At 59.6% G+C, this 25518-nt stretch carries 19 protein-coding genes and 1 pseudogene; 12 read left to right on the top strand and 8 right to left on the bottom strand.

The window, feature by feature from the left end:
- Positions 1-38 precede the first annotated feature (38 nt).
- From PSH80_RS21655 to PSH80_RS21630, 6 genes and pseudogenes are all read left to right on the top strand, one after another.
- Complete coding sequence (locus PSH80_RS21655; RefSeq protein WP_057438231.1) at positions 39-1433, top strand: PhoH family protein; 1395 nt, start codon at positions 39-41, stop codon at positions 1431-1433.
- Positions 1434-1602: 169 nt separating this feature from the next.
- Complete coding sequence (moaC, locus tag PSH80_RS21650) at positions 1603-2076, top strand: cyclic pyranopterin monophosphate synthase MoaC (protein WP_057438233.1); 474 nt, start codon at positions 1603-1605, stop codon at positions 2074-2076.
- Entirely contained in the window at positions 2073-2315 is a 243-nt protein-coding gene (gene moaD, locus PSH80_RS21645) for a molybdopterin converting factor subunit 1 (protein WP_057438235.1), read from the top strand. The genes moaC and moaD overlap by 4 nt, the downstream gene beginning before the upstream one ends.
- Before the next feature lie 2 nt (positions 2316-2317).
- Positions 2318-2768, top strand: a pseudogene (gene moaE / locus PSH80_RS21640) (molybdopterin synthase catalytic subunit MoaE).
- A gap of 231 nt (positions 2769-2999) precedes the next feature.
- Positions 3000-4985, top strand: a complete 1986-nt coding sequence (locus PSH80_RS21635) for a hypothetical protein (RefSeq protein WP_162947769.1) — start codon at positions 3000-3002, stop codon at positions 4983-4985.
- Between the two features lie 39 nt (positions 4986-5024).
- A complete protein-coding gene (locus PSH80_RS21630; RefSeq protein ID WP_186625896.1) occupies positions 5025-9827 on the top strand; it encodes an RHS repeat domain-containing protein in 4803 nt (1600 codons plus the stop codon).
- A 24-nt stretch (positions 9828-9851) separates the two neighbouring features.
- Here the strand turns inward: PSH80_RS21630 and PSH80_RS21625 are convergent, their stop codons facing one another.
- The 3 genes from PSH80_RS21625 to PSH80_RS21615 form a co-directional block, all read right to left on the bottom strand.
- On the bottom strand, positions 9852-10979 hold the full coding sequence (locus PSH80_RS21625; RefSeq protein WP_057958534.1) for an FAD-binding oxidoreductase: 1128 nt from the start codon (positions 10977-10979) through the stop codon (positions 9852-9854).
- A gap of 145 nt (positions 10980-11124) precedes the next feature.
- Positions 11125-12597 carry an ATP-dependent RNA helicase RhlB gene (gene rhlB / locus PSH80_RS21620; protein WP_305418259.1) on the bottom strand — a complete coding sequence of 491 codons (1473 nt, stop codon included), beginning with the start codon at positions 12595-12597 and terminating at the stop codon, positions 11125-11127.
- Between the two features lie 96 nt (positions 12598-12693).
- Complete coding sequence (locus tag PSH80_RS21615) at positions 12694-13350, bottom strand: alpha/beta hydrolase (RefSeq protein WP_057958536.1); 657 nt, start codon at positions 13348-13350, stop codon at positions 12694-12696.
- 345 nt (positions 13351-13695) lie between these two features.
- Between PSH80_RS21615 and PSH80_RS21610 the strand changes: the two genes are divergently transcribed.
- The 4 genes from PSH80_RS21610 (at position 13696) to PSH80_RS21595 (ending at position 17864) form a co-directional block, all read left to right on the top strand.
- Positions 13696-14727: an amino acid ABC transporter substrate-binding protein gene (locus PSH80_RS21610; protein ID WP_057438245.1), complete on the top strand. Its 1032-nt coding sequence runs from the start codon at positions 13696-13698 to the stop codon at positions 14725-14727.
- A 72-nt stretch (positions 14728-14799) separates the two neighbouring features.
- Positions 14800-15981, top strand: a complete 1182-nt coding sequence (locus PSH80_RS21605) for an amino acid ABC transporter permease (protein ID WP_282405182.1) — start codon at positions 14800-14802, stop codon at positions 15979-15981.
- 10 nt (positions 15982-15991) lie between these two features.
- A complete protein-coding gene (locus tag PSH80_RS21600; protein WP_057958538.1) occupies positions 15992-17089 on the top strand; it encodes an amino acid ABC transporter permease in 1098 nt (365 codons plus the stop codon).
- A 10-nt stretch (positions 17090-17099) separates the two neighbouring features.
- A complete protein-coding gene (locus PSH80_RS21595) occupies positions 17100-17864 on the top strand; it encodes an amino acid ABC transporter ATP-binding protein (protein WP_045062117.1) in 765 nt (254 codons plus the stop codon).
- Positions 17865-17910: 46 nt separating this feature from the next.
- Here PSH80_RS21595 and PSH80_RS21590 read toward each other — a convergent pair whose 3' ends face one another.
- A complete protein-coding gene (locus PSH80_RS21590) occupies positions 17911-18414 on the bottom strand; it encodes a type II toxin-antitoxin system MqsA family antitoxin (RefSeq protein ID WP_282405183.1) in 504 nt (167 codons plus the stop codon).
- A 152-nt stretch (positions 18415-18566) separates the two neighbouring features.
- Here PSH80_RS21590 and PSH80_RS21585 point away from each other — a divergent pair, with 152 nt between their 5' ends.
- Positions 18567-19226: a FadR/GntR family transcriptional regulator gene (locus tag PSH80_RS21585; protein WP_057958539.1), complete on the top strand. Its 660-nt coding sequence runs from the start codon at positions 18567-18569 to the stop codon at positions 19224-19226.
- Complete coding sequence (locus PSH80_RS21580) at positions 19216-20496, top strand: CynX/NimT family MFS transporter (protein ID WP_120734114.1); 1281 nt, start codon at positions 19216-19218, stop codon at positions 20494-20496. The genes PSH80_RS21585 and PSH80_RS21580 overlap by 11 nt, the downstream gene beginning before the upstream one ends.
- Here PSH80_RS21580 and PSH80_RS21575 read toward each other — a convergent pair.
- From PSH80_RS21575 to PSH80_RS21560, 4 genes are read right to left on the bottom strand one after another with little or no spacing between them, the layout of a single operon-like run.
- On the bottom strand, positions 20493-21143 hold the full coding sequence (locus PSH80_RS21575; protein ID WP_169959725.1) for a DUF1120 domain-containing protein: 651 nt from the start codon (positions 21141-21143) through the stop codon (positions 20493-20495). The two genes, PSH80_RS21580 and PSH80_RS21575, sit on opposite strands and share 4 nt — an antisense overlap.
- Positions 21144-21160: 17 nt before the next feature.
- Complete coding sequence (locus tag PSH80_RS21570; protein ID WP_057958540.1) at positions 21161-22303, bottom strand: DUF1120 domain-containing protein; 1143 nt, start codon at positions 22301-22303, stop codon at positions 21161-21163.
- 11 nt (positions 22304-22314) lie between these two features.
- On the bottom strand, positions 22315-24747 hold the full coding sequence (locus PSH80_RS21565) for a fimbria/pilus outer membrane usher protein (protein ID WP_225923820.1): 2433 nt from the start codon (positions 24745-24747) through the stop codon (positions 22315-22317).
- Between the two features lie 55 nt (positions 24748-24802).
- Positions 24803-25504, bottom strand: a complete 702-nt coding sequence (locus tag PSH80_RS21560; protein WP_057958542.1) for a fimbria/pilus chaperone family protein — start codon at positions 25502-25504, stop codon at positions 24803-24805.
- Between the last annotated feature and the right edge of the window lie 14 nt (positions 25505-25518).

The raw sequence follows: 25518 nt of genomic DNA, 5'->3' as shown, positions 1-25518 counted from the left end.
GGTATTGCGTCGACTGGCTCCCACAAAGGTGACCGAGTATGGATGATCATGGACGTAACCCTTCTTCCGACCAGCCAATCCTTTATGTGCTTGATACCAATGTATTGATTCACGATCCAAACGCGTTGCTCAATTTCGAAGAACACCACGTCGCCATCCCGATGATCGTGCTTGAAGAGCTCGACAAACTCAAAAGCGGGCACCACAGCGTTGCCGCCGAATGCCGCCAGGCGATCCGCCTGATTGACAAGACCCTGGGCGAGGCCTCGCCCGATGATGTGGAAGTCGGCGTCCCGATCCAGCGTGGCAAGAGCGGGCCCAAGGGCTTGCTGTCGATCCTGATGAGCAAGCGCAGCGAGCCCAACAGCCTGCTGCCGGAAAACCTCAACGACAACAAGATCATCAACCAACTGATCGACCTGCACGCACGCGACAAGGACCTGCGCCTGGTGCTGGTGACCAAAGACATCAACATGCGCCTCAAGGCACGAGCGTGTGGGATCGCTGCCGAGGACTACAGTACCGACCAGCTGGTCGACGATGTGTCGATGCTGTCCCGGGGTTATCACACCATGACCGGCTCGTTCTGGGACCGCGTGAGCAAGGTCGAGACCCGCCAGGACCATGGCCGCACCTGGCACCAGGTGCAACTGACCGACAACCTGCCGGCGGTGCATATCAATGAATTCATCATCGACGAACAGGGCTTCGTGGGCTGGATCAAAGAGATTCAGGTCGACAAGCTGCTGATCCTCGATCTGCATCAGGAGCCCCTGTTGCACCAGGAAGCCTGGGGCCTGAAACCGCGTGATATCTACCAGAGCCTGGCGCTGTACGCGCTGCTCGACCCGGACATTCACCTGGTCAACCTGACCGGCGCGGCGGGTTCGGGCAAGACCATCCTCGCCCTGGCGGCTGCCATCGAGCAGACCATGGTCACCAAGCGTTATCGGCGCATCATCGCCACCCGTAGCGTGCAGGGCCTGGACCAGGAGATCGGCTTTTTGCCCGGCACCGAGGCAGAAAAAATGGAGCCGTGGCTGGGGGCGATCACCGACAACCTCGAAGCCTTGCACATGGATGACGAAAACACCCATGGCAGCGTCGACTACATCCTCAGCAAAGTGCCGTTGCAGTTCAAATCCCTCAACTACATTCGAGGTCGCAGCTTCCAGCAGAGCCTGATTCTGATTGACGAATGCCAGAACCTCACGCCGCACCAGATGAAAACCATCATCACCCGTGCCGGCGCCGGTTCCAAAGTGGTGTGCCTGGGCAACCTGGCACAGATCGACACTCCCTACCTGTCCGCGACCAGCTCCGGGCTGACCTACCTGACGGAACGCTTCAAGGATTTCCCGAACGGCGTGCACATCGCCTTGCAGGGCGTCCCTCGCTCGATTCTGGCCGAATACGCCGAATCCCACCTGTAATCCGAAACCGGGCGATGCCTCCATCGCCCGGTTCACCTCAGTTCCTGTGGGAGCCGGGCTTGCCCGCGATGGCGTTGGTGACTGACACTGCGCTATCGCAGGCAAGCCTGCTCCCACCTTTTGATCTGCGTTGGGTTTACAATCGGGGCTTCTGATCAGGAGTATCCCCGTGCTGACTCATCTCGATTCCCAGGGCCGTGCCCATATGGTCGACGTCACCGATAAAACCGTGACGTTCCGCGAAGCCGTGGCCGAGGCGCGGGTGCGCATGCTGCCCCAGACCCTGCAAATGATTGTCGACGGCGCCCATCCCAAGGGCGACGTGTTCGCCGTGGCGCGCATCGCCGGGATCCAGGCGGCGAAAAAGACCAGCGACCTGATCCCCCTGTGCCATCCGCTGATGTTGACGGGTGTCAAGGTTGAGCTGGCAGCCGAAGGGGAAAATACCGTGCACATCATCGCCCGCTGCAAGCTGTCCGGGCAGACCGGCGTGGAAATGGAAGCACTGACTGCCGCCAGTGTTGCCGCGTTGACGATCTACGACATGTGCAAGGCGGTGGACCGTGGCATGACCATCGAGAACATCCGCCTGCTGGAAAAGCTCGGCGGCAAAAGCGGGCATTTCAAGGCGGACCAGGCATGAGCATCAACGTACTGTTTTTTGCACGCTACAGCGAGGCGATAGGCCTGGACTCCCTGGAGGTCGAAGGCGACTTCGCTACGGTCGATGCCGTGCGCCTGGCACTGGCGGCTGATGCGGGCTTCGAGGTGCTCAACGAGGCCAGCCTGATGTGTGCGCGCAACCAGGAACTGTGCTCCCTCGACGAGCCTTTGCAGGCCGGTGACGAAGTCGCCTTCTTCCCGCCCGTGACCGGAGGCTGACCATGGCCATTCGTGTGCAAGCCCAGCCCTTTGACCCCGGCGCCGAAGTCAACGCCATGCACGCGGCCAACGTGGGTGTGGGTGCGGTGGTGAGCTTTGTCGGCTATGTACGCGATTTCAACGATGGCCTCGATGTGGCGGGGATGTTCCTTGAACACTACCCCGGCATGACCGAAAAAGCCCTGGCCAAGATCGCCGTCGAAGCCGAGCAGCGCTGGCCGCTGCTCAAGCTCGAAGTGCTGCACCGCATCGGCGCCCTGGAGCCCGGCGAACCCATCGTGTTCGTCGCGGCCGCCAGTGCCCACCGCCAGGCGGCGTTTGATGCCTGTGCGTTTGTGATGGACTACCTCAAGACCCGGGCGCCGTTCTGGAAGAAGGAGAACACCAGTGAGGGGGCGCGGTGGGTTGAGGGGCGAGAGTGATCATGCGGCGGCGGGTCGCTGGAAAGCCTGATTGTTTATCATTGGGTGGCGCTTGCAAGAACACGCAGTCATGGCTGTGGTTTATAGTTATAAAGGTTCATTAAGTTATTTCTATTTCAGCTAATTAACTGTCATTTTTAACAGTTACTTTCTCTTTTTTTCCTGGTCTCTAATCTCCCTAAGTGTTCGATATCTAAGTTCGTGGAATTTCAGCTCGAATTTGGTTTCGAGAAAGTTCGCGCTACGGCGATGGATGTGGTTTTTGGAGAACGAGATGATCAGGCAATCACATAATATGCGGCTTGTGCATTTTAAGGTCAGGTTTGCTGATGGCACTGACTATACGGATGCACTTTATGCCAATGGGCATCATCAAGTTGAAGTTGTAGTTGAGGTTTTAAAGCAGGTTTTGGGGAAAAAAGGTGTCTGGAGTCAAGCCTCCTTAACCGATAGTGAGCGAGCGAGTGTAAAAATCGTACCTGTTTCTATCGCGGATAATGCCAGTGTAGGCAGCGGGTGGAGTTGCGATACGCAGAAGAACGAATATGATCCAGGACTCTGGAATCGTACTGGGGAAGAACTCGGCGAGAGTCTGCCAAACAATACGGTTGTTGACGCGGGGGTAGAGATTGTCAGGCGTTATATGCGCCTTGAGGAAAATGTCTCTCTCAAGGCTGTACAGTTCATGGCGACTATTGTGTTGGACGGAGAGACGGTTACTAACAGCTATTCCGAATATCCGACTGATTTTAAGTCGTCGGTATTTATCAAGCCCACGGTGCCCCCAGTATTGCTTTCTACAGAGCTTGATTTGATTGTTGATTATGATGCTTTAAATATTACAGGGCTTCTTGATATTGATATGTACTATTGGGAAGGTGTTAATGGTTTGTGGTTTGTTCATAATTATGGGTTGAATGAGTCAGTGGAGGTGCCAAATGAAGGGACCTCCTTTCAGACGTCTTATGGACTTTCGGGTAATTATAAAGGAGGGGTTTTCTCTGGGTCTGCGAGCAGTACTTTACGGTTGAGTATGGTTCACCAGTATCTTCCAGTTGTAAATCCAGGTGAGGATCCAGTGATTCATCGGATAAGTAATCGTGTCATGTGCGCGGTTAAACTTACTACACAGATTCCGGACCTTCCGCATGAGGTTTTGAATAGCAAGTGGCGGTTGCGGGATAACTATGGGAATCTTCATGTATTTAAAATAGTTCCCTATGAAAGTGGCAATCGTCTGACGGTGGAGCCCGTTAAGTTAGCAAGGCGACCTCAGCACTTCCACATCGTCCTTGCTAATGGTCAGGATTCTACTGACGCGCTGTATGCCAATGGCCGGCATCAGTGCAAAGTTCTTATTGAAGTCACTATGGTGCAGGAAGGGATTAATGGTAATTGGGAGAGCACGCTCCTGCGGGAGGATGAAAAAGCCAGTGTAGCGGTCACATTATATTCTCCAAATGTGAACCAGCCTCTACCGGGGGGGTGGTCCTGCGATACCGTGAAAAATATATATGATACCGGACTTTGGATTCGAGAGATACAAGACGCAGAGGGGGGCGGAATTGGGGAGAACACTACGCAACAAAAGAGTGGGGCGCTGGATACTATAGAGATAGTTGAGCGATTTATGCGTTTGGAAACCGGCGCTTCAATGGAGAGTCGGAGGCTTATGGCTAAGATAATTATAGATGGTAAAGTTTATACCACGAATTTTAACGAAGGGGATTCAAAGTTTAATGCTTGGGTGAATATCTCGCCTCGGCAGCCTTATCGAGTGAGAGTTCGTGATCTTATACTTACTGTGGATCACGCTTATTGGAATCACAATACGAAGACCGATATTGATGTTTGGTATTGGTTGCCCCCGCCTGGGGTGAGGTTTATCTCCCAAATGGGGTTAGACGCACCCATGTGGGTCCCTTGGGAGGGGCGTTACTTTCAGACGTCTTTTGTTAATGGGGCCGGTGGAGTTGATAGAAAAGGCGGAGTTGTAGTGGGCCACGATAAGCCTGGGTCAAGCCCCTCTCTTGATGAGATACATGAAAACTTGTCAGATAATTATCATATTCTGAGATTTAATCGAGTAAATACGATTATGCGTGCGTTATGGGTTTCCATTGAGCTCCCCATGTTTGAAGGGGAGGGCAACACACCTTGGCGACTAGTCGATAATTATGGCTGCATGCATGTATATACTATGCGTGGAAGTAGGCAAAATATTGAGTTGTTGGATTATGAGAGCTGATTAGATTTGTGCGTCTCGTCTTCAGAACAGGTGCTTACCATGAATGTCTATTCCAACGCATTTAATTTTTCCTCGTACTTGAACGGTTCCGTCGATCCACGAACAGGTCAGTATGGTGCCCAAATCAATTTGGCTCAATTATCTCCTGAGGGGCCTCTCGAGGTCAGTCGCAGTATTGTTTTGTTATTTTCAATGTTTGAGCCTGGCCGTGTACCTTATGGGTTGGGGTGGCGCCTGAGTAATACGGAATTTGACCTTTCCAGTGCGCAACTCACGTTGATTAGCGGCGAGCGATTTAAGACGCAAGGTATGCCTTCTGTTGGCGGAACGATGGTTTTCAAGGATCGAAAACTTAAAGATCTAGTGGTAAGGCGAACGAATGAAACCACGCTGCATGTGATTTATCGGGATGGCACGATTGAAGTTTTGGAGCGTACCAGTAGTACGCTCCCTTATCGAATTACTTCCATAAGATTTGAAAATGGTGAGGTCTTCAGATTCGGCTATGCCCCAGGTGGTTCTCTTGAGCGTATCCTCAATCACAAACAGGAAGAGTTGCTGCTACTGACCTACGCGAGTGGGCGCCTGCAAACGGCTGATAGACGTGTCGAGGGGGGGCGTTATGCGCGTACGCGATTTACACAGATCAATGATCGCCTTACAGGTGTCACTGCGCCTTACGATCGTAGTGGTGCGCCGGGGGTTGCTGCCTATACGTTTGTATACAGGACGCCGTTTCGTAATGGCTTGGTTGCGATTGAGCGGGTGCAAACGCCGATGGGCGGAACTGAGCAGATCAACTATACCGAAAACGGTCATCAATATGGCAACAACCAATTCATCCCCCGTGTGTCCAGTTGGACGCAGACTCCAGGTGCCAATCAACCTCCAATGATCCGGACTTATGATTACAGTCCAGGGCAGAACTTCACGGGGTTCCCTTATGCGGGTGGTTTCAAAGAGGGTGAGGACAACCTGTATCTGATTAGCGGCGCCTATGACTATTGGACTGAGGAGAAAAGCATTGACGCGGCCAATAACAATACGGTCTTGAGCGTCACTCGTACCACCTACAATAAGTTTCACCTGTTGACCGAAAAGCAGGTCCTACGCGAGGGAACGCGCAGTAAAGTAAATATCACCTATAACACGCTCCCCGGTCTATTTCCCAGCCAGCCCGCGAACTTCCAGCTGCCCAAAACCGTTACCAATCGCTATGAACTCGTAGCTGGTGGCACCTCGAGGGAAGAGATCCAGCAGATCGAAACCGATGATTATGGCAACGAACTCAGCCGCACCGAACCCTCTGGTATTCGCACCGAATACAGTTATTACCCGATTGCCGGCGAAAGCGGCAAATGCCCGGCGGACCCCCACAAATTGTTCCAGCGCTACCTCAAACAAGAGCGACTCGTACCTGTAGGAGGCACCCCTACCGCGCGACTCACGGAATATACCCATACGCGCGTCCCCCAGACGGGCAGTAGTTATTTTGTGCTACAGCAATCGAGCAGCCAGGCTGGTGTGCTAGTGATGCAGCAGACTTACTACGAAACCCCTGTGGCGCTGGCTGGCCGGTTGAAGAGCAGCACCAGTACGGTCGGCGGGCAGCTGTTGACCAGTGATTTCAGTTACGTCATTGAAGGCGATAACCTGATCGAAACCCGACGGTTGAAAGGGCGCGAAGAACAAGGAAATCAATGGCTTGAGGCAAAACGCACGCTTTCGATGGTCAGTCGACGCCTGTTGTCGTTAACGCGAGATGGCGGCAGCACGATGGGCCTGGCGTACGACGTCAATGGCCGGCTGACCGCAGAAACCGTAGCTCTTGGAGCGCCGCAGAAAGCGACCCGGCAATACGCTTACCATTTTGCCGAAGAGAATAAGCGTGCCCATCTGATTACCGCGGACGCGCAAGGTAACAAGACGATTACCTACTACGACGGTGCCGGACGCCAGGTGTCCGAAGCACAATTGATCGGCTCGAGCCAGGAGCGAGTCGCCTGCACTTGGCGTTATGACGCGCTTGGGCAAACTGTGGAAGTGGTCAAGAGCGACTACGTGACCAACGGGCAACGCTCGTTGCGCAGCGTCCACTCCTACAGTAAGTGGGGCAACGCCAGCCGCGTCACCCACGCCGATGGCCGTGTTGTCATCAACGAGTATGACCCGCGGCTCAATCTTACGGAGGAGGGCGTGGTTGGCGGTGAACGGCTGTTGACCTATTTCAATACGCATAACCAGCCAATGAAGGTGGAGCGCCTGGATGCCAACAATAATAAAGTGGAGCTGGCGTCGTATACCTACGATGGCCTGGGGCGCTGCGTGACGGCAGTGGATGTCAATAAAACGTCCACTGAGCTGACCTATGACGTGTTCGACCGGGTGCTGACGACCCTTCAAAAACCAATAGATGGCACTCCTCATCGGCTGCGTAAAACGGATTACGCCCCCGGCACCAGCAGTGAATTGGCCAGTGCTTTTACGGTCGACAACAAGCGGCTGGGGGCCCGTACCTACGATAGCCTCGGCAGAATGACCAGCCAGACGCGTGGGGCATTGGGGCAGGCCACGACCTGGGAGTACAAGGCCGGAGAGATGGAACCGTTCACCATGGTTTCCTCCCGTGGGGTTCGCCAGACCCTGACTTATGACACAGAGTTGGATGTGCCGACTCGGATTGAGATGTCGGACCATCCGGCGAGCACCTACCGGCATGACCCGGTTACCGGTGCTATGACACGTTCCGAGACCAATGGCTTGATCCATGAGTTCGTTATGGATGCCAACGGCCGTCCTGAAAAGGATATCCAAACCGCCAACGGCAACGTCCTGACCTCGCAGTATGGCTATTCCCCTGGCGGGCGCCTGCTGCAGCAAACTTCCGCCGACGGCCAGTCCAGCCAGCTTGAGTACGATGTGTTCGGGCGGTTCTCCAAGATGACCACTGGCGCCATGGTCATCGAGCAAACCTACGATACATTGGGCCGGCCGCATGTCCTGAGCACCGCCTATGAAAGCACGCGAGTCGTTACCAAGCTGTCCTATGACTCGCTGGGTCGGGAAGCCGAGCGCCGCTTCGAGCAGAACGGTGCGCTGTTCCAGGTCATGACCAGCACGTATCACCTCAACAGTATGTTGGCGACACGGGAACTCAAGGACGCCGGCTCACGCCTGGTGATCGGCGAGACCTTCACCTACGATGCCTTTCTGCGGCTCAAGACCTATCGCTGCACGGGGCCCGAACACCCCAAGGATCATCTGGGGCGTGGCATTGTCGGGCAGGATTTCAGCTTTGACAGCCTCAATAACATTACTCGGGTTGTCACGACGTTTGCCGACAGCACGCAAGACACCTGCGAGCGTTATTTTACCGGTGCCGATCCCACTCAACTGACCCGGCTGACCCATACACGCCCGGCGCAGGATGTCACACTGACGTATGACGCGGCGGGCAACTTGCAGGCACACCCGGCGGGCCAGGCCTATACCTACAATGGTTTTGAGCAGTTGACCACAGTGCAGGCCGGTCCCCTCAAGTACAGCTACCAATACGATGCCGAGGCCCGCCAGGTACTGGCGTCCCGGGGCAGTGAGCCGCCGGTGATGCTGGCATACGCCGGCGACCGGCTGGAGACTCTGGTTGAAGGCAATAAAAAGATCCGCTACGCCGACGGCGGGGATGAGGTGATGGCACGCAGCGGGGGCGTCGACGGGCTGCAACTGCATATGAACGATGCCAGCGGTAGTGTGCGCGGCGTATCGGCCCCAGGCCAGGCCCATGTGCGGCGACACTACACGCCCTACGGCGATACGAAAATCCCGCTGGATGACGGCAAGGTCCGTAGCATGGCTGATCTGCAACTGCCGGCGTTGAATGGTCAACGGCTGGATGCGGCGATCAACCTCTACTTTCTCGGCAACGGTCAACGGGTCTACGATCCTCACCTGATGATGTTCTTGCAGCCTGATCCGCTGAGCCCTTTTGACGAGGGGGGGATCAACAGCTATGCCTACTGTGCTGGTAATCCGGTCAACCTAATGGACCCCAGCGGGTTGTTGCCGAACTGGTTGAAGTGGGTATTGACCGGAGTTGCGCTGGTGTTGTCGATAGTGACGGTAGGGTTTGCGGCTCCCGGATTTGTTACCGCGGTAGCGGCATATGCGGCGGCAGCTGGAACGGCGGCGGCATCTGCGGCGGGGATGGTTGTTGCTTCCAAGGCGGCGCTGCTGGGGGCTGCATCGTTGGGGGTGGTTGGGGGAACGCTTAGTGTCGCAGCCTTGAGTATCGCTGAGGTCGACAGGGCGATGGGTTGGGACCGTTCGCACCACATCCAAAACCTGGGGTGGGCATCTTTCGGGTTCTCTGTGGCGTCATGGGTAGTTAGCTTTGCGGGGGCCTACACGTCGGCAAGTATGGCCTACACTGCGGCTCTCAAGGCCAGCACGGCCAAGGACTTTGTCAAGTACAGCAGCTTTTTTGACGCCCCACTGGGGGCCAGCTTTCTGGCGGCTGGCAAGCGGATGCTGGGCTTGAGCTATAAGTTCACCGATAAACAGGGAATCACTAGCTTCAGCAAGATTTACGGGGTCACCCGTTTCGTATTGAGAAGTACCAACTTTGGTCGCTCGGTAGAGGCCAGAACCACATCGGCAGGCTCGGGTGGTGGCGATCCTGCCCAACCCGTGCCAGGTGCTCCCGGTTCGGCCCATCCCCAGCCGCAAGCCACGGGCAGTCGCCTGGTGGATATGCCGGCCAGCAGTGCAGGCTATTACCAGGCATTCAGAGACGAGGCGTCGCGCATTCGCCAGCCCATCATTGCGCAGTTGTATCAAGGATGATCCAGCAGGGTACCGTGCCTGCAATCAACCCAGGCGCCGGGGCGATAACATCGCCTCCGTCAGGCCGGCACGCTGCAACGCCTCGGGTAACGCCAGGTGGCGAACCAATGCCGCACTGGCCTGGCCCATCGCCGGTGAGGTCTGGATGCCATAACCGCCCTGGGCCGCGACCCAGAATAAACCCTCGACCTGTGGATCGAACCCGCACACCAGGTCGCCATCGCTGACAAAGCTGCGCAACCCTGCCCAGGTGCGGGTCGGGCGGCGGATGCTCAGGGTGGTGGCTTGTTCGATGTGATAGATGCCCGTGGCAATGTCCAGCTCTTCGGGTTGCACGTCGTGGGGCGCCACCGGGTCGGCATTGGCCGGTGAGCCGAGGAACATGCCGGCGTCGGGCTTCATGTAGAACGAGCCGTCGAGGGCCGCCAGTTCCGGCCAGGTGTGGCTATTCACCTCGGCGGGGGGCGCGAAGATAAAGGCGCTGCGCCGCTTGGGTTGCAGGCCGATCTTCCGCGCTCCGGCCAGCTCGCCAATGGTGTCGGCCCAGGCGCCGGCGGCATTGAGGATCACCGGGGCGCTGAAGCGTTGTTGCGAAGTGCGCACGTGCCACTGGCCCTCGCCGTCGCGGGTCAGTTTCTGCACTTCATTGTCGGTGTGGATTTCTCCGCCATTGCGCCGGATACCACGTAGATAGCCTTGGTACAGCGCGTCGGTGTCGATGTCGCAGACCGTCGGGTCGTAGATCGCCCCGTGGACTTTTTCCGGGCGCAGGATCGGCAGCCTGTGCAGCGCCTCCTCGGCACTCAGCAGCTGCGTCTCGGGTACCAGGGCCTTGGCACTCAGGTATTGGCGCTGCAGTTCGTCAGGATCGCCCAGCAGGTCCACCAGCAGTTCGCCACGGGGCGTGAGCAACGGATGCTCGCTGAAACCTGCGGGCGGGTGATCGAAGAAGTCGCGGCTGCCCAGGGTCAAGGCGCGCACTTGCGGGGTACCGTAGGCGGCGATATACAGCGCGGCCGAGCGGCCAGTGGAGTGATAGCCCGGCATGGACTCACGCTCCAGCACGATGACGCGGGCGTGTCGGGACAGCCAGTAACCGGCGGAGGCACCGGCAATACCGCCGCCGATGATGATGTAGTCGGCCTGGTTCATGTGTTCCTCCTTGAATGTGAAAGCGCTGAAAGCAAATGTGGGAGCGGGCTTGCTCGCGAATGCGGTGTGTCAGTCTCTGGACATATTGACTGATTCACTGCGTTCGCGAGCAAGCACGCTCCCACATCTTTTACCGCATTCCAGCTTAAGGGCGTTTACGCTCTACGGGACGCAGCAAGTGCGTCGGCGGCGTTTCGCAGCTGATCTTGCGGCCCAGCAAGGTTTCGATCGACGGCAATTGATACGAATCGTCTTCCCCGGCAAAGCTGATCGACACACCGGCAGCGCCTGCACGCCCGGTACGGCCGATACGGTGTACGTAGTCGTCCGGCACTTCCGGCAGGGTGAAGTTGATCACGTGGCTGATGCCGTCGATATGAATCCCGCGGCCTGCCACATCGGTGGCCACCAGCACGCGGATCTTGCCTTCGCGAAAGCCTTCCAGGGTCTTGATGCGTTTGTGCTGCGGCACGTCGCCGGACAGTTGCGCGGCATTGACGCCGTCGCGAACCAGGCGTTCTTCAATGCGCCGCACTTCGTCCTTGCGGTTGGCAAATACCATGACCCGCTCCCAACCGTTGTCGTTGACCAGGTTGTAGAGCAGCTTGTATTTGTCGGCACCGGCCACCGCATAGATATGCTGTTCGACGTTTTCGCTGGCGACGTTCAGCGCCTCGATCTCGACGATGGACGGGTCGGTGGTCCACTGCTTGGCGAGGTTCATCACGTCTTCGGTGAAGGTCGCGGAGAACAGCAGGGTCTGGCGTTCGTTTTTCGGTGGGGTCTGGCGAATGATCTGACGCACTTGTGGGATAAACCCCATGTCGAGCATCCGGTCGGCTTCGTCCAGCACCATCACTTCAACCATGTCCAGGTGCACGTCACCACGCTGGTTGAAGTCCAGCAAACGGCCCGGGGTGGCGACCAGGATGTCGCAGTGCCGCGCTTCCAGGTGCTTGAGCTGTTTGTCGAAGTCCATGCCGCCCACAAACGTCATGACGTTGAGGCCGGTGTATTTGGTCAGGTCGGCGGCATCCTTGGCGATCTGCACCACCAGCTCCCGGGTCGGGGCGATGATCAGTGCCCGTGGCTCGCCCATGTAGCGCTCTTTGGGCGGCGGGGTTTGCAGCAGCTGGGTAATGATCGAGATCAGGAACGCTGCGGTCTTGCCGGTACCGGTCTGGGCGCGGCCAATGGCGTCTTTGCCGGCCAGGGTGAAGCCTAGTACCTGGGCCTGGATCGGCGTGCAGTATGGAAAGCCCAGGTCCTGGATGGCATGCATCAGTTCCGGGGCCAGCTTGAAGTCGTGAAAGCGGGTCTTGCCCTCTTGGGGCTCAACCACGAAGTCTTCCGGTTTCCACGGCTTTACCACCGGTTTTGGCGCACGTTCGCGGCGCGGTTTTTCTACGCGCGGTGGTTCTTCTACGGGCTGGGCGGCTGGAGCCGGGGCGGCAGGCGTGGCAGGCGCTGGTTTTGGCGAGGCAACGGGCGCGGTTCGGCCAGGCTGTTTACCGTCATTGCGGCTGCCGGAAGTTTGGGCCGGGGCGCTGGGAACAGGGGCGAGTGGTTCAGCCTCGCTTTTACCGAACATCTTCTTGAGTGCTTTGAGCACGGTCATCTCATCAATTGGTTAAGGAATGTACGCCGGCCAGTGTAATGCAAGAATCGGGCGCGGCGTAGTGCGTTGGACACGCGGCTACACAATGGCGGTTTTTTAGCCAAGGCGCTGGCTTAGCCATTGACCGATATCGCGGATCTCTTCGGGTAACACTTCGTGACCCATTGGGTATTCTTGCCATGTCACGGTGACACCCTGCTGCTTTAAATGCTCATAGGCGCTGCGGCCCATGGCGTTCTGCACCACTTCATCGTACTGGCCGTGCAGGCACAGGGCCGGAATGCGCTGCTGGCTGGCGGACAGTTCCAGTTCATCGCTGAACGTCGGTGCATAAGTGGAGAGGGCAAGCACGCCACCCAAGGCCCCCTGCCATTTCATAAAGGCGGCGTGCAGGACCACCGCGCCGCCTTGGGAGAAGCCGGCAAGGAAAATGCGCGAGGCGTCTATTCCGCTGGCTTTTTGTTGGTCGATCAAATCAATGACCATTTTTGCCGACTCATCCAGCTGTTCACGGCTGATGGCCCGTGCCGGGGTCATGGCCAATATGTCGTACCAGCTTGGCATCTCGTAGCCGCCATTGATGCTCACCGCACGGGTCGGAGCCTGGGGCAATACAAAGCGCGTGGACAGCAAGGTTTCCTGCAACGCCTCCGCCACTGGCAAGAAGTCGTAGCGATCGGCACCCAGGCCATGCAACCAGATTACGCAGGCGTCTGCGGGCTTGGCGGGCTGAAGAATCAAGGGGTCGGTCATGTTTGCTCCATAAATGTGCGTGCGCGCCGAAGAGATGCGACAAGGCAGTTCGTGCAAGGCGGCTCAGTTAACAAGATGTCGCATGGTTGACTGTTTTGCGATTGATCCTGGGCTGAAACGACTCAGCTGACACTCTGGTACGGCGCTTGCTATGTGTAGGTTGATGTCAGAACTATCCGGGAACGGTAACACTATCAGTGACTACCGCCTCTGGGATAGCCGCTGCAATGACAGCGACAGCCTCTTGCTGCTTGACCCCAAAAAAAGCCAACACGGGTCGATATCGCCTCATAAGGGTGCGCAGAGGTTCGAGCTCCGACACAACAAGAGCAACTGGAGGTTTGAATGAAGGTATTGAAGTCCACCCTGGCCATCGTGACTGCGGCGACCGTATTGGGGATCAGTGGTCTGGCCCAGGCCGGTGCCACCCTGGATGCAGTGCAGAAGAAAGGGTTTGTGCAATGTGGCGTCAGCGACGGCCTGCCGGGTTTCTCGGTGCCGGATGCCAGCGGCAAGATCCTCGGGATTGACGCTGACTACTGCCGCGCCGTGGCCGCTGCGGTGTTCGGCGACGCGACCAAGGTCAAGTTCAGCCAATTGAATGCCAAGGAGCGTTTCACCGCGCTGCAGTCTGGCGAAGTCGACATCCTCTCGCGCAATACCACCATGACCAGCTCCCGCGATGCGGGCATGGGCCTGAAATTCCCGGGGTTCATCACCTACTACGACGGCATCGGCTTTTTGGTCAACAACAAGCTGGGCGTGAAAAGTGCCAAGGAACTGGACGGTGCAACCATCTGCATCCAGGCCGGTACCACCACCGAGCTGAACGTTTCCGACTACTTCCGTGGCAACAACCTCAAGTACACCCCGATCACCTTCGACACCTCCGATGAAAGCGCCAAGTCCCTGGAGTCCGGGCGCTGCGACGTGCTGACCTCCGACAAGTCGCAACTGTTCGCCCAGCGCAGCAAGCTGGCCGCGCCGAAAGACTACGTGGTCCTCCCGGAAACCATTTCCAAGGAGCCCCTGGGCCCGGTCGTGCGTAATGGCGACGACGAGTGGCTGGCCATCGTGCGCTGGGTGGGCTACGCCATGCTCAACGCTGAAGAAGCCGGTATCACCTCGAAAAACGTCGAGGCTGAAGCCAAGGCCACCAAGAACCCAGACGTTGCTCGTCTGCTGGGCGCTGACGGCGAATACGGCAAAGACTTGAAAGTGAAGAAGGATTGGGTGGTCCAGATCGTCAAGCAGGTCGGTAACTACGGTGAAGTGTTCGAGCGCAACCTGGGCAAGAGCACCCCGCTGGAAATCGACCGTGGCCTGAACGCGCTGTGGAACAACGGTGGCATTCAATACGCACCTCCTGTGCGCTGATCGCTGATGGTTCTATCACCCGGTGGGCCAACCGCCGGGTGATGTTCTGTTCCATTTTTTGCGGGGCACTTAATGCAAACTCAAATCGGCGCACCAAAACAGAAGCTCAGCTTCAGTGATCCAAAAGTGCGTGCGTGGCTGTTCCAGATCATCACCATCGTGGCGGTGGTCGCGTTGGGCTGGTACCTGTTCAACAACACGCAAACCAATCTTCAGCACCGGGGCATTACCTCCGGCTTCGACTTCCTGGAGCGCAGCGCCGGTTTCGGCATCGCTCAACATTTGATCGACTACACCGAATCGGACAGCTATGCCCGGGTCTTTGTGATCGGTCTGCTCAACACCTTGCTGGTCACCGTGATCGGTGTGGTCCTGGCCACCATCCTCGGGTTTATCATCGGCGTGGCCCGGCTGTCACCGAACTGGATCATCAGCAAACTGGCGACGGTGTATGTGGAGGTGTTTCGCAATATTCCGCCGCTGCTGCAAATCCTGTTCTGGTATTTCGCGGTGTTCCTGACCATGCCGGGGCCGCGCAACAGTCATAACTTCGGCGACACCTTCTTTGTCAGCAGCCGTGGCCTGAACATGCCGGCGGCCGTCGCGGCCGATGGGTTCTGGCCGTTTGTCGTCAGCGTGATGGTGGCGATCATCGCCATTGTGTTGATGAGCCGTTGGGCCAATAAACGCTTTGAAGCCACCGGCGTACCGTTCCACAAATTCTGGGCAGGCCTGGCGCTGTTCCTGGTGATCCCGGCGTTGTGCACGTTGCTGTTTGGTGCGCCCGTGCATTGGCAAATGCCGGAACTCAAGGGCTTCAACTTCGTCGGCGGCTGGGTTCTGATCCCCGAGCTGCTGGCGCTGACCCTGGCGCTCACGGTTTACACGGCAGCGTTTATTGCCGAGATCGTGCGTTCGGGCATCAAGTCGGTCAGCCACGGCCAGACCGAAGCCGCGCGCTCCCTGGGCATGCGCCCCGGGCCCACGCTGCGCAAGGTCATCATCCCGCAAGCCCTGCGGGTGATCATCCCGCCGCTGACCAGCCAATACCTGAACCTGGCGAAAAACTCGTCCCTGGCCGCCGGTATCGGTTACCCGGAAATGGTTTCGCTGTTTGCCGGCACGGTGCTCAACCAGACCGGCCAGGCCATCGAGGTCATTGCCATCACCATGAGCGTGTACCTGGCAATCAGCATCAGCATTTCCCTGCTGATGAACGGGTACAACAAGCGCATTGCGCTGATCGAACGGTGAGGACACCCGTATGACTTCCCATACTTTCAAACCTGATATGCCGCCGCCGAACAAAGTCTTTGGCCCGATGGCATGGATGCGCGCCAACCTGTTTTCCAGTTGGCTCAATACCCTGCTGACCTTGCTGGCGTTCTACCTGGTGTACCTGGTGGTGCCGCCGATCCTGCAGTGGGCGATCCTCGACGCCAACTGGGTCGGCACCACCCGCGCCGACTGCACCAAGGAAGGCGCCTGCTGGGTGTTTATCCAACAGCGCTTCGGGCAGTTCATGTACGGCTACTATCCCGGCGACCTGCGCTGGCGCGTGGACTTCACCGTGTGGCTGGCGGTGATTGGCGTGGCCCCGCTGTTTATCTCGCGGTTTCAGCGCAAGGCGGTCTACGGCCTGGGCTTTCTGGTGCTGTACCCGATCATCGCCTTCTTCCTGCTGCACGGCGGGATCTTCGGCCTGACCAACGTCGCCACCAGCCAATGGGGCGGCCTGATGCTGACCCTGGTCATCGCCACCGTCGGCATCGCCGGGGCCTTGCCCCTGGGGATTGTGCTGGCGCTGGGGCGACGCTCGAACATGCCGGCGATTCGTGTGGTGTGCGTGACCTTCATCGAGTTCTGGCGCGGCGTGCCGTTGATTACCGTGCTGTTCATGTCGTCGGTGATGCTGCCGCTGTTCCTGCCTGAAGGCATGGGCATCGACAAGCTGCTGCGGGCCCTGATCGGCGTGATCCTGTTCCAGTCGGCCTATGTGGCTGAAGTGGTGCGCGGTGGCTTGCAGGCGATTCCCAAGGGGCAGTACGAAGCGGCCGCCGCGATGGGCCTGGGCTACTGGCGCAGCATGGGCCTGGTGATCCTGCCGCAAGCCCTGAAGCTGGTGATCCCCGGCATCGTCAACACGTTTATTGCGCTGTTCAAGGACACCAGCCTGGTGATCATCATCGGCTTGTTCGACCTGCTCAACAGCGTCAAGCAAGCCGCCGCCGACCCGAAATGGCTGGGCATGGCCACTGAAGGCTATGTGTTCGCGGCCCTGGTGTTCTGGATTTTCTGTTTTGGTATGTCGCGCTATTCCATTCATTTGGAACACAAGCTCGACACTGGCCACAAGCGTTAGGAGTTTTTTGATGAGCGAAGCAATCAAACAGCCGGTGAGCCCTGAAGGCATTATCCAGATGCAGGGCGTCAACAAGTGGTACGGCCAGTTCCATGTGTTGAAAGACATCAACCTCAACGTCAAGCAGGGCGAGCGCATCGTGCTGTGCGGCCCGTCCGGTTCGGGCAAATCCACCACCATCCGCTGCCTCAACCGCCTGGAAGAGCACCAGCAGGGGCGCATCGTGGTCGATGGCGTGGAACTGACCAATGACCTCAAGCAGATCGAAAGCGTGCGCCGGGAAGTGGGCATGGTGTTCCAGCACTTCAACCTGTTCCCGCACCTGACCATCCTGCAGAACTGCACGCTGGCGCCGATGTGGGTGCGCAAGATGCCCAAGCGCAAGGCCGAGGAAATCGCCATGCACTACCTGGAGCGCGTGCGCATCCCGGAGCAGGCCCACAAGTTCCCGGGGCAATTGTCGGGCGGCCAGCAACAGCGCGTGGCGATTGCCCGTGCCCTGTGCATGAAGCCGAAAATCATGCTGTTCGACGAGCCGACCTCGGCCCTCGACCCGGAGATGGTCAAGGAGGTGCTGGACACCATGATCGGCCTGGCCGAAGACGGCATGACCATGTTGTGCGTGACCCACGAAATGGGCTTTGCGCGCACCGTGGCCAACCGCGTGATCTTTATGGATAAGGGCGAGATCGTGGAACAGGCGGCGCCCAATGACTTCTTCGACAACCCGCAGAATGAGCGGACCAAGTTGTTCTTGAGTCAGATTTTGCATTGATGGATGTTTGAGACCAACCCGGCCTGGCGCCGGGTTTTTTTTGCGGCTAGGAAGCGTTGAGTACTTCAGTGTCGCTGTTCACGGTAGAGGTGAAGGCACCGAACAAATCAGCACCCTCGGCGAGAGCTTTTGCGTCTGCCAGCAAATGTGGGTGACGATCCAATAACCGCATCAACAGCACCAAGGGTTTGGGTGCCATCAACTCACCGCGCTCGTACCGAGAGAACGCGTTGTGGCCGCCCCCGGACAGCAATTGCACTGCTTCTTTTTGTGTAAGGTGCCGTTTTCGGCGGATGCGTTTTATCTCGGCGCCGATCATTTTTCGCGCGGCGAGAACCAACTCATCACCCGCTTCTGCATAGCGATCCGCACTATCGGTATCGGGGTCCCAAAAGCCGTCGCCACAGGCTTTGCATCCCCAGCCTGAAAGAGTGTCGACCCGACGCCCCATGCCCTGGACACTGATGGTTTTGCGTTCCTTCCAAGCCGCCTGACATCCGCCTTTATCACCGCCGAATCGTAATGAGGTGTGTACTTTTCCATAAGACACCTGAGGCCAATAGTTACCCTTGAAGGGTAATTTTACTGATTGAAAATTCGCTTCCTTTGCCCGCCTGAAAACCCTGGTGCGTTGCTTCTATAGGCAACTCCGAATAGGCTGTACGAAAATTCATCCTATGATTGGACGAAAGTACAAAACTCATGCCGGACATCGCCCCTCTGATCAAACGCTCCCTGGTCGACCAGGCCCTGGACCAACTGCGCCAGCGCATCACCCAAGGCAAATGGGCGATTGGCGAGCGCCTGCCCACCGAGCCGGAGCTGTCGGCCGAGCTGGGCATCAGCCGCAATACCGTGCGCGAAGCCATGCGGGTGCTGGCGTTCTCCGGGCTGATCGAGGTTCGCCAGGGAGACGGTAGCTACCTGCGTTCCATGACCGATCCGTTGGGGGTGATGAATGCCATGTCCCAGTGCACCCTGGAGCAGGCGCAGGAGACGCGGCAGATTCTTGAGGTCGAGGCCGTCGGCCTGGCGGCCTTGCGCCGCACCCCTGAGGATCTGCAACGCCTGCACCAAGCGCTGCAGGCCAGTGGCGAGCACTACCACGGCGACCTGGAGCATTACATCCAGTGCGACCTGGTGTTCCACAAGCGCTTGGTGGACGCGGCCCACAACCCGGCCTTGAGCGAGCTGTACCAGTACTTTTCCAGCATCGTCGGCGCCCAGTTGCGCCAGACCCTGAATATCAAGCCGCGTCGCCAGGCAGTGTTCGACCTGCATGTCGAACTGCTCAATGCCGTGGAGCAGCAGGCCCCGGAGCGCGCCAAAGCCCTGTCCCGGCAGTTGATCAATGAACCTTGAACCCGAGAACGCCATGCCCCGCCCAGAAAATGCCCTTGAAGAATTGCTGATCGACGCCGAGGCCGACGACGAGGTGGTCCAGCACAGTCCGCCGCAGGTGCATCGTCCGTGGCTGTTGTTACTGGGCCTGATCCTGGTGGCGTTGAACCTGCGCCCGGCGTTGTCGAGCATGGCACCGCTGCTCAGTGAAGTGTCCGCCAGCCTGGGGTTGTCGGCGGCCCAGGCCGGCCTGCTGACCACCTTGCCGGTGCTGTGCCTGGGCCTGTTTGCGCCCATGGCGCCGATCCTCGCCCGACGGTTTGGCGCCGAGCGGGTAGTGCTGGGGATTTTATTGACCCTGGCCGCCGGGATCATTCTGCGCAGCTCGTTCGGTGAGGTCGGGCTGTTCGCCGGCAGTCTGTTGGCCGGGGCCAGTATCGGCATTATCGGGGTGTTGTTGCCGGGTATCGTCAAGCGTGACTTCGCCAGGCAGGCCGGGGCCATGACGGGGGTCTACACCATGGCCCTGTGCCTGGGCGCGGCGTTGGCAGCAGGGGCCACGGTGCCGTTGAGTCATTACTTCGCAGACAGCTGGAACATCGGCCTGGGCTTCTGGATGATGCCGGCACTGCTGGCGGCGCTGTTCTGGTTGCCGCAAGTCGGGCAGAAACACGGCGCCCACCAGGTGGCGTATCGGGTCAAGGGCTTGCTGCGCGACCCGCTGGCCTGGCAGGTGACGTTGTATATGGGCCTGCAATCGTCCCTGGCCTATATCGTGTTCGGCTGGCTGCCGTCGATCCTCATCGGCCGTGGCCTGAGTGCCACTGAAGCCGGGTTGGCCCTGTCCGGCTCGATCATCGTGCAACTGGCCAGCTCCCTGGCCGCACCCTGGCTGGCCACCCGTGGCAAGGATCAACGCCTGGCCATTGTGGTGGTGATGCTGCTGACCCTCGGCGGCCTGTTCGGGTGCCTGTATGCACCGTTGGACGGTCTGTGGGGCTGGGCGATTCTGTTGGGCCTGGGCCAGGGCGGCACGTTCAGCCTGGCGCTGACCTTGATCGTGCTGCGCTCGCGCGATTCCCATGTGGCCGCCAACCTGTCGAGCATGGCCCAGGGCATCGGCTACACCCTGGCGTCCCTTGGCCCGTTCGCGGTCGGCCTGGTGCATGACTGGACCGGCGGCTGGACGGCCATTGGCTGGATTTTCGCGGTAATCGGCCTGGGTGCAATCGTCGCCGGGCTGGGCGCAGGACGTGCGCAGTATGTGCAGGTCACCAGCGAGAAACTCTAGAGATACAGCACTTCCAGGGTTGCCGAGCCATCCAGCGGGGTGTCGGTGCTCAGGTCCAGGTTCTGTCGGGCATTGATCACCGCTTCGACTTTGACCGTGCTGATCAGAACCTGAATCGCCGACGGTCCGGCGACACTGTCTTTGGTTTCGGTGAACCCCAGGTAACTGTTGGCGCCAATCTCGATGGTGTTGAGGTTGGCGGTACGCCAGGCCAGGCCGCCGGTGGTGGACTCGGTGCCGTAGATCAGCGAAGTACTGTCGACCAGCGTTTTTCTGGGATCAAACGTCATGGAATACAGCCCGATGCGATTACCACTGTTGTCGAACCCCAGCCCGTAATAGATCTCGCTGTTGACCGTGGCCGAACCGTTGCGATTGTCGCGCATGCGCAGGGCAAAGCGCGCTGGGGCATTGCAGCCGATTCTGACTTGCAGCTGCTTGATCGGCAGGCGTGTGCCCTTGTCGAGGTTCAGGTCATGCTGGGAAATCTTGCCGTAGTCGATCATCCCGCCGCTGGACAGCAGCGGGGTACAGGCTGTCGGCGTGACCTGGCCTTTGACGCTCAGGTCCACGGTCGAGGCGGCCAGCGCAGGTTGCGCCGAGACCAGTAACAGCAGGGCGGGCAAAGCCAGGCAGTGCTTGTGCATAAAGAAGGTTCCAGAGGTCAGAGGTAGATGATTTCCAGGGTGCCGGAGCCGTTGATACGCACCACGTTGCGCAGGTCCATGGATTGGGTGGGGGCCAGGTAGGGCTTGATGCGCACCGTGCCGACCAGGTGTTGAGCGGCAATCGGCCCCAGGGTGCTGCCGATGCTGTCGGTAAACCCCATCAGGCTATTGGCGGCGATCGGGATCTGCCGGGCGGTGGCGCTGCTCCAGGCCTGGCCGTTGCTGGTGGAGTCGGTGCGATAGAGGGTGCCCAGGTTATCGGCGCTGAAGTCCGCCGGGTCGATGTTCAGATAGTAGCGACCGATTTTGTTGTGACTGGCATCCACGCCCAGGCCGTAGGCGGTCTCATCGGTGCCGCCGGTGGCCGAGCCGAATCGGTTGTCGTGCATCACCAGGGCGAAGCGTGCGGGGGCATCGCAATTCACGGAAAACTGCAACGTACGGGTGGGCAGCGGGGTTTCTGCAGTGGCGCTCAGGTCCTTGGCCAGCAAGGTGCCGTAATCCACCAGGCCGCCGTTGGATAACTGCGGTGTGCAAGCGACGGGGGCGAAGTGGGCGCGCAGGGTCAGTTCCCGGTAGCGTCCGCTTTGGGGGGCGTCGAAGGTGCCCGACACTTCCCAGGTGGTCGCATCGCGCACGTGGGTCGCGGCCACGTCGGCCCAGGCACTGAGGCTTACTTGCAGGGAAAAGTGCTGGCCTTGCACCGGAGTGCCGCGGACCATCGGCACCACCCCATGGCCTGGACGCCAGTTCAACGCTGTGGCGACGGTGGCGGGAGGCTGGCCGGCGCCCGGTAGTAACCCCAGCTCCACTGCCTGGCCATCCAGCACGCCATCGCTGACTTGCAGGGCGTAGTGTCCATGTTCGGTAAATTGCAGGTATTGCGCATTCGCCGCCAGGGCCCGATAGAACACACTCATATCCGCCGGTTGCGGACAGCTCAGGTTCAGGCTCAGGCGGCGTTCGCCGAGCAGGCGCTGGGGGGCGCTGTCGTTTTGTGCAAGGCGGCTCATCAGGCCCAAATCCAGCAGGGATTCACTGAGGGTCAACTGGCACTCGTCATCGGCCAGGGCATTGCCGGCAAGGCCGACGGTAAGCACGACCGCCATCAGTCGCTTTGGAGCGCGGAAAAGGCGCATGGTGATCGTCCTCATAAGGCGTTGCAGCTCGCTGGCGCGGTTTCGAAGTACACCTGGGGATCGCCCTTGGCCGACAGTTCAAACTGCAGCCGGCAGCGCTCCATCTCTGGTGCGCTGACCCACAATTCGGACTGCTCCAGCACGTTGGGCAGGAACACCTGGCCACCGTCCTGCACCAGGGTCACGAACTCGCCGCTGGCGGTACTGACAGAGGCGCCACGGGGCAGCAACGCCCCCTGCGCGGTGCGCGCGGTGAGCAACACTCGACGGGTCAAGGTCACGCCGAATTCGACCCGTTGCACGGCGCCGCGCCCGGCCGAGATCATGGTCAGGCCGTTGTTGATATCGGCGTTGCGCGGCAGCGAGCGGGTCTGCACTTCCACCGGGCTGCGGCCATAGGCGCTCACCTGGGGCACCACGGCCTGGCCTTGCCAGTCGGTCCACACCGGGCCGCTGGGCGTGCTCAGCTTGATACCGCCCATGTCGCCCAGCGCCACCACGGCAAAGGTGTCGCGCACCGCATACGGCGACAACGTGACACCGCCACCATGCAGCACCACGCCCCCCCGGGCGCTGCCCTGATAGCTCGAACGCTCGGCATCGGCGCGGCTGTAGCTGAAATCGAGTTGGCTGTAGCGGGGCAGGGCCGAGAGGCCGAGGGTGGTTTCGACCTGCTGGTCGCGGGTGTCGTGTTCGGCGCTGACGCGGTAACTCAATTGATCGTCGATCTGTTCGTTCAGCCCCAGCCCCGTGCGATGTTCGCTGCCCGAGTTGCGGACCCAGGCCCGCACGCGGCGGCTCTCGCCCAGGGGCAGGCTGACGTTCAGGTACACCGCGTTGTCCTGCTGCTGGCGCCCGCCCATCTGCCACTCGGCACTGGCCGACAATGACACCCCGCCGACGCTGGTGCCCCAGGACGCCAGGCCGCGACTGCTGCTCTCGCCGTCAGCGCTGCTCGAGCGCGAAACCCCGGCACTGAAAGCCCCCAGCCACGGGTGGGACCAGCCCAGCGTGGCGCTTTGTTGATCGCGATAACGGGAGCGCGGTTGCTGGGTGGTGTCGGGCGCGTAGGTGGCTTCTTCCAGTTCCCGATAGCCCGGTGTCCTCCAGGAATTGGCCACGCTGAACGACCATTGATCATTCAGGCGCTGGGCCCAGGACAGGTCGGTTTGCAGGCCACGGACCTTGTCCCGCGCCTGGGTATCGGCGAGCTGTGTGGACAGCTGGATCTGACTGTCCAGCCACGGCAGCCAACCCAGGCTCAGCCCCGCAGCCCGGTATTCACTGGACACCAGCACGCCGCTGCCCAGGGACAGTTGCGAGTGCACGGCACCGGTCCAGCCCGCGCTGGCGACCCACGGATCGTCGCCCTGGGCATCGCCGATATTGCGCACACGGCCCACCGCCACCGAGTACCCCGGTGCTGGCAACCCGAGGCCGAGCATGGCGGCGGGGACGGTGAAGCGTCGCTCGCCGCCGCTGCTTTCCTTGACCGTGACTTCGACGTCCGAACGCGAGTTCAGGCGCCGTACGTCCGTCAGGGAGAACGGGCCGGCGGGCACCACCGTGGAGTGAATCAACGCGCCGTTCTGCCGCACCTCGACTTGCGCCGGGCTGTTGGCAATACCGTCGATGGTCGCGCTTTGCCCCTGTGCCAGTAGAGCCTGTTCGGTCAGGACCTGGACCCCGGTGATCTGCGCACCGGATAACACCGGGTTGTAGAGGCTGATCTGCCCGGCTTGCAGCACGGCTTGATGGCTGGCAAAAGTGCGCTGGGCATAGGCCTCCAGATGGGTGCTGCGCGACAGCCCATCCTGCCAGGTCTGTACTTGGCGGCTGCGCACGATCCAGTCGCCGGCGTTGAAACCCACCTCGGTATTGGCCGAGCCAAACCGGCTGTTGCCGTCGCCGAAGCGGTTATAGAACCCTGTGAGATCGTAATTGAGCAAGCCGGCGACGCCGCCGGTTTCATAGCCCGAGACGTCTTGTTGCACCGGGCGCAATGCATCGGTCGGCACCACCAGGGACACGCTGAGGCTGGCGGGGTCCGGCTCCACCAGGCTTTGTGGGTACTGCGCGAGAAAATCATGGCAGGGCCCTTCGTCGCCGGGGATCGTCAGGTTGGCGGCGTCCAGCAAGGATCGGTCAAAACACAGTACGCCCTGTTGATCAAAACCCACCTCCAGGCGCCCACGAGGCTGGCCGTTGACCCGCAGGCTCACCGCCTGCCTGCCGGCGGCAAAGCGCGGGGCGTCCAGCAGCAGGTTGGCCAACTCTGGGTCAATGCCGCGCTGGTGCAGGGTGGTGGCGTCGAAGCCGGGCCGTGCTTCGGCCCAGGCTTTGCCCGGCAATAAGGCACAGGCCAGCAGCATCGCGGGGAAGGCAAGGCGAGCGGGAGTGTCGGGCACTGCTTCGCCGTCACGGGAGCTCAATATTGTTTTCACGAAAGGCACTCGATTGAAGGGCGTCTGTGGCGGGTCGGGAACCTCTTGTTGCTCGTCAGATGATCGGGGCTTCGTAGGCGGCAGCCGCAAAGCCGTAGACGGTGGCCGGTTGCAGTCGCACTTTAGTGGCGGGGCCGCCGCTGGCCTGCACACTCAGGGTCTCCCCGGGCAACACGTAGGTGCGAGGCAGCATGGCTTTGCCGTCACCGGGCAGCAGGCGCAGGTCCTGGGCCAGGCGCACCACATACGGGCTGTCGTTGCGCACGTGCAAGGTACTGCCCTGTTGCGACCAGGTCAGGCTGGTCCAGGGCGTGCGATTGAGGGCCAGACCCTTGGGGTGGATGATCACCGGCAGGTTCTGGCGCACCGTCACGCCGACCTGTGCGTGCCCGGCTTTGGCCGCGGAACGGCCCTGGGGCATACCTTCGAAGATCGCCCGTTTGAGCCGCTGGGTACGCAGCGGTTGTTGGCTTTGCAGGATGAAACGGACCAATTGCGATTTGTCCGGCTCCACCCGCGACAGTGGCGGCGTGACTACCAGCAGGGGTTCGGTGTCTTCGGGAATGTCTTCCAGGGTGACGTGCAACAAGGCGAGCTGGCCGTCGGTGTTGGTCACTGAAACGGCGGCCTCACCCTCGGCTTCGTAAATAATCACCACGGAGGTGTCCGGCACCATGCCGTCGGCCTGGGCCTGTGCGCCAAGCAGCAGCGACAGGGCAAGCCAGCAGGTTGCTGTTTTGAGTAAGGTTGTGGTCATGCCGGGGTCTTCCA

Origin of the sequence: Pseudomonas sp. FP818 (assembly GCF_030687335.1) — a bacterium.
In the GTDB taxonomy this organism is placed as follows: domain Bacteria; phylum Pseudomonadota; class Gammaproteobacteria; order Pseudomonadales; family Pseudomonadaceae; genus Aquipseudomonas; species Aquipseudomonas shahriarae.
Note: the sequence above shows the minus strand (reverse complement) of the source record. Positions and strands in the feature narration are given on the sequence as shown.

What these genes read in the sequence shown, in the direction of transcription:
- PSH80_RS21655 (WP_057438231.1), top strand. Translation starts at nt 39, where the DNA reads ATGGATGATCATGGACGTAACCCTTCTTCCGACCAGCCAATCCTTTAT.
- PSH80_RS21615 (WP_057958536.1), bottom strand. Translation starts at nt 13,350, where the DNA reads ATGACCGACCCCTTGATTCTTCAGCCCGCCAAGCCCGCAGACGCCTGC.
- PSH80_RS21600 (WP_057958538.1), top strand. Translation starts at nt 15,992, where the DNA reads ATGACTTCCCATACTTTCAAACCTGATATGCCGCCGCCGAACAAAGTC.
- PSH80_RS21605 (WP_282405182.1), top strand. Translation starts at nt 14,800, where the DNA reads ATGCAAACTCAAATCGGCGCACCAAAACAGAAGCTCAGCTTCAGTGAT.
- PSH80_RS21585 (WP_057958539.1), top strand. Translation starts at nt 18,567, where the DNA reads ATGCCGGACATCGCCCCTCTGATCAAACGCTCCCTGGTCGACCAGGCC.
- PSH80_RS21595 (WP_045062117.1), top strand. Translation starts at nt 17,100, where the DNA reads ATGAGCGAAGCAATCAAACAGCCGGTGAGCCCTGAAGGCATTATCCAG.
- PSH80_RS21580 (WP_120734114.1), top strand. Translation starts at nt 19,216, where the DNA reads ATGAACCTTGAACCCGAGAACGCCATGCCCCGCCCAGAAAATGCCCTT.
- PSH80_RS21560 (WP_057958542.1), bottom strand. Translation starts at nt 25,504, where the DNA reads ATGACCACAACCTTACTCAAAACAGCAACCTGCTGGCTTGCCCTGTCG.
- moaD (WP_057438235.1), top strand. Translation starts at nt 2,073, where the DNA reads ATGAGCATCAACGTACTGTTTTTTGCACGCTACAGCGAGGCGATAGGC.
- rhlB (WP_305418259.1), bottom strand. Translation starts at nt 12,597, where the DNA reads ATGACCGTGCTCAAAGCACTCAAGAAGATGTTCGGTAAAAGCGAGGCT.
- PSH80_RS21575 (WP_169959725.1), bottom strand. Translation starts at nt 21,143, where the DNA reads ATGCACAAGCACTGCCTGGCTTTGCCCGCCCTGCTGTTACTGGTCTCG.
- PSH80_RS21630 (WP_186625896.1), top strand. Translation starts at nt 5,025, where the DNA reads ATGAATGTCTATTCCAACGCATTTAATTTTTCCTCGTACTTGAACGGT.
- PSH80_RS21610 (WP_057438245.1), top strand. Translation starts at nt 13,696, where the DNA reads ATGAAGGTATTGAAGTCCACCCTGGCCATCGTGACTGCGGCGACCGTA.
- PSH80_RS21625 (WP_057958534.1), bottom strand. Translation starts at nt 10,979, where the DNA reads ATGAACCAGGCCGACTACATCATCATCGGCGGCGGTATTGCCGGTGCC.
- PSH80_RS21570 (WP_057958540.1), bottom strand. Translation starts at nt 22,303, where the DNA reads ATGCGCCTTTTCCGCGCTCCAAAGCGACTGATGGCGGTCGTGCTTACC.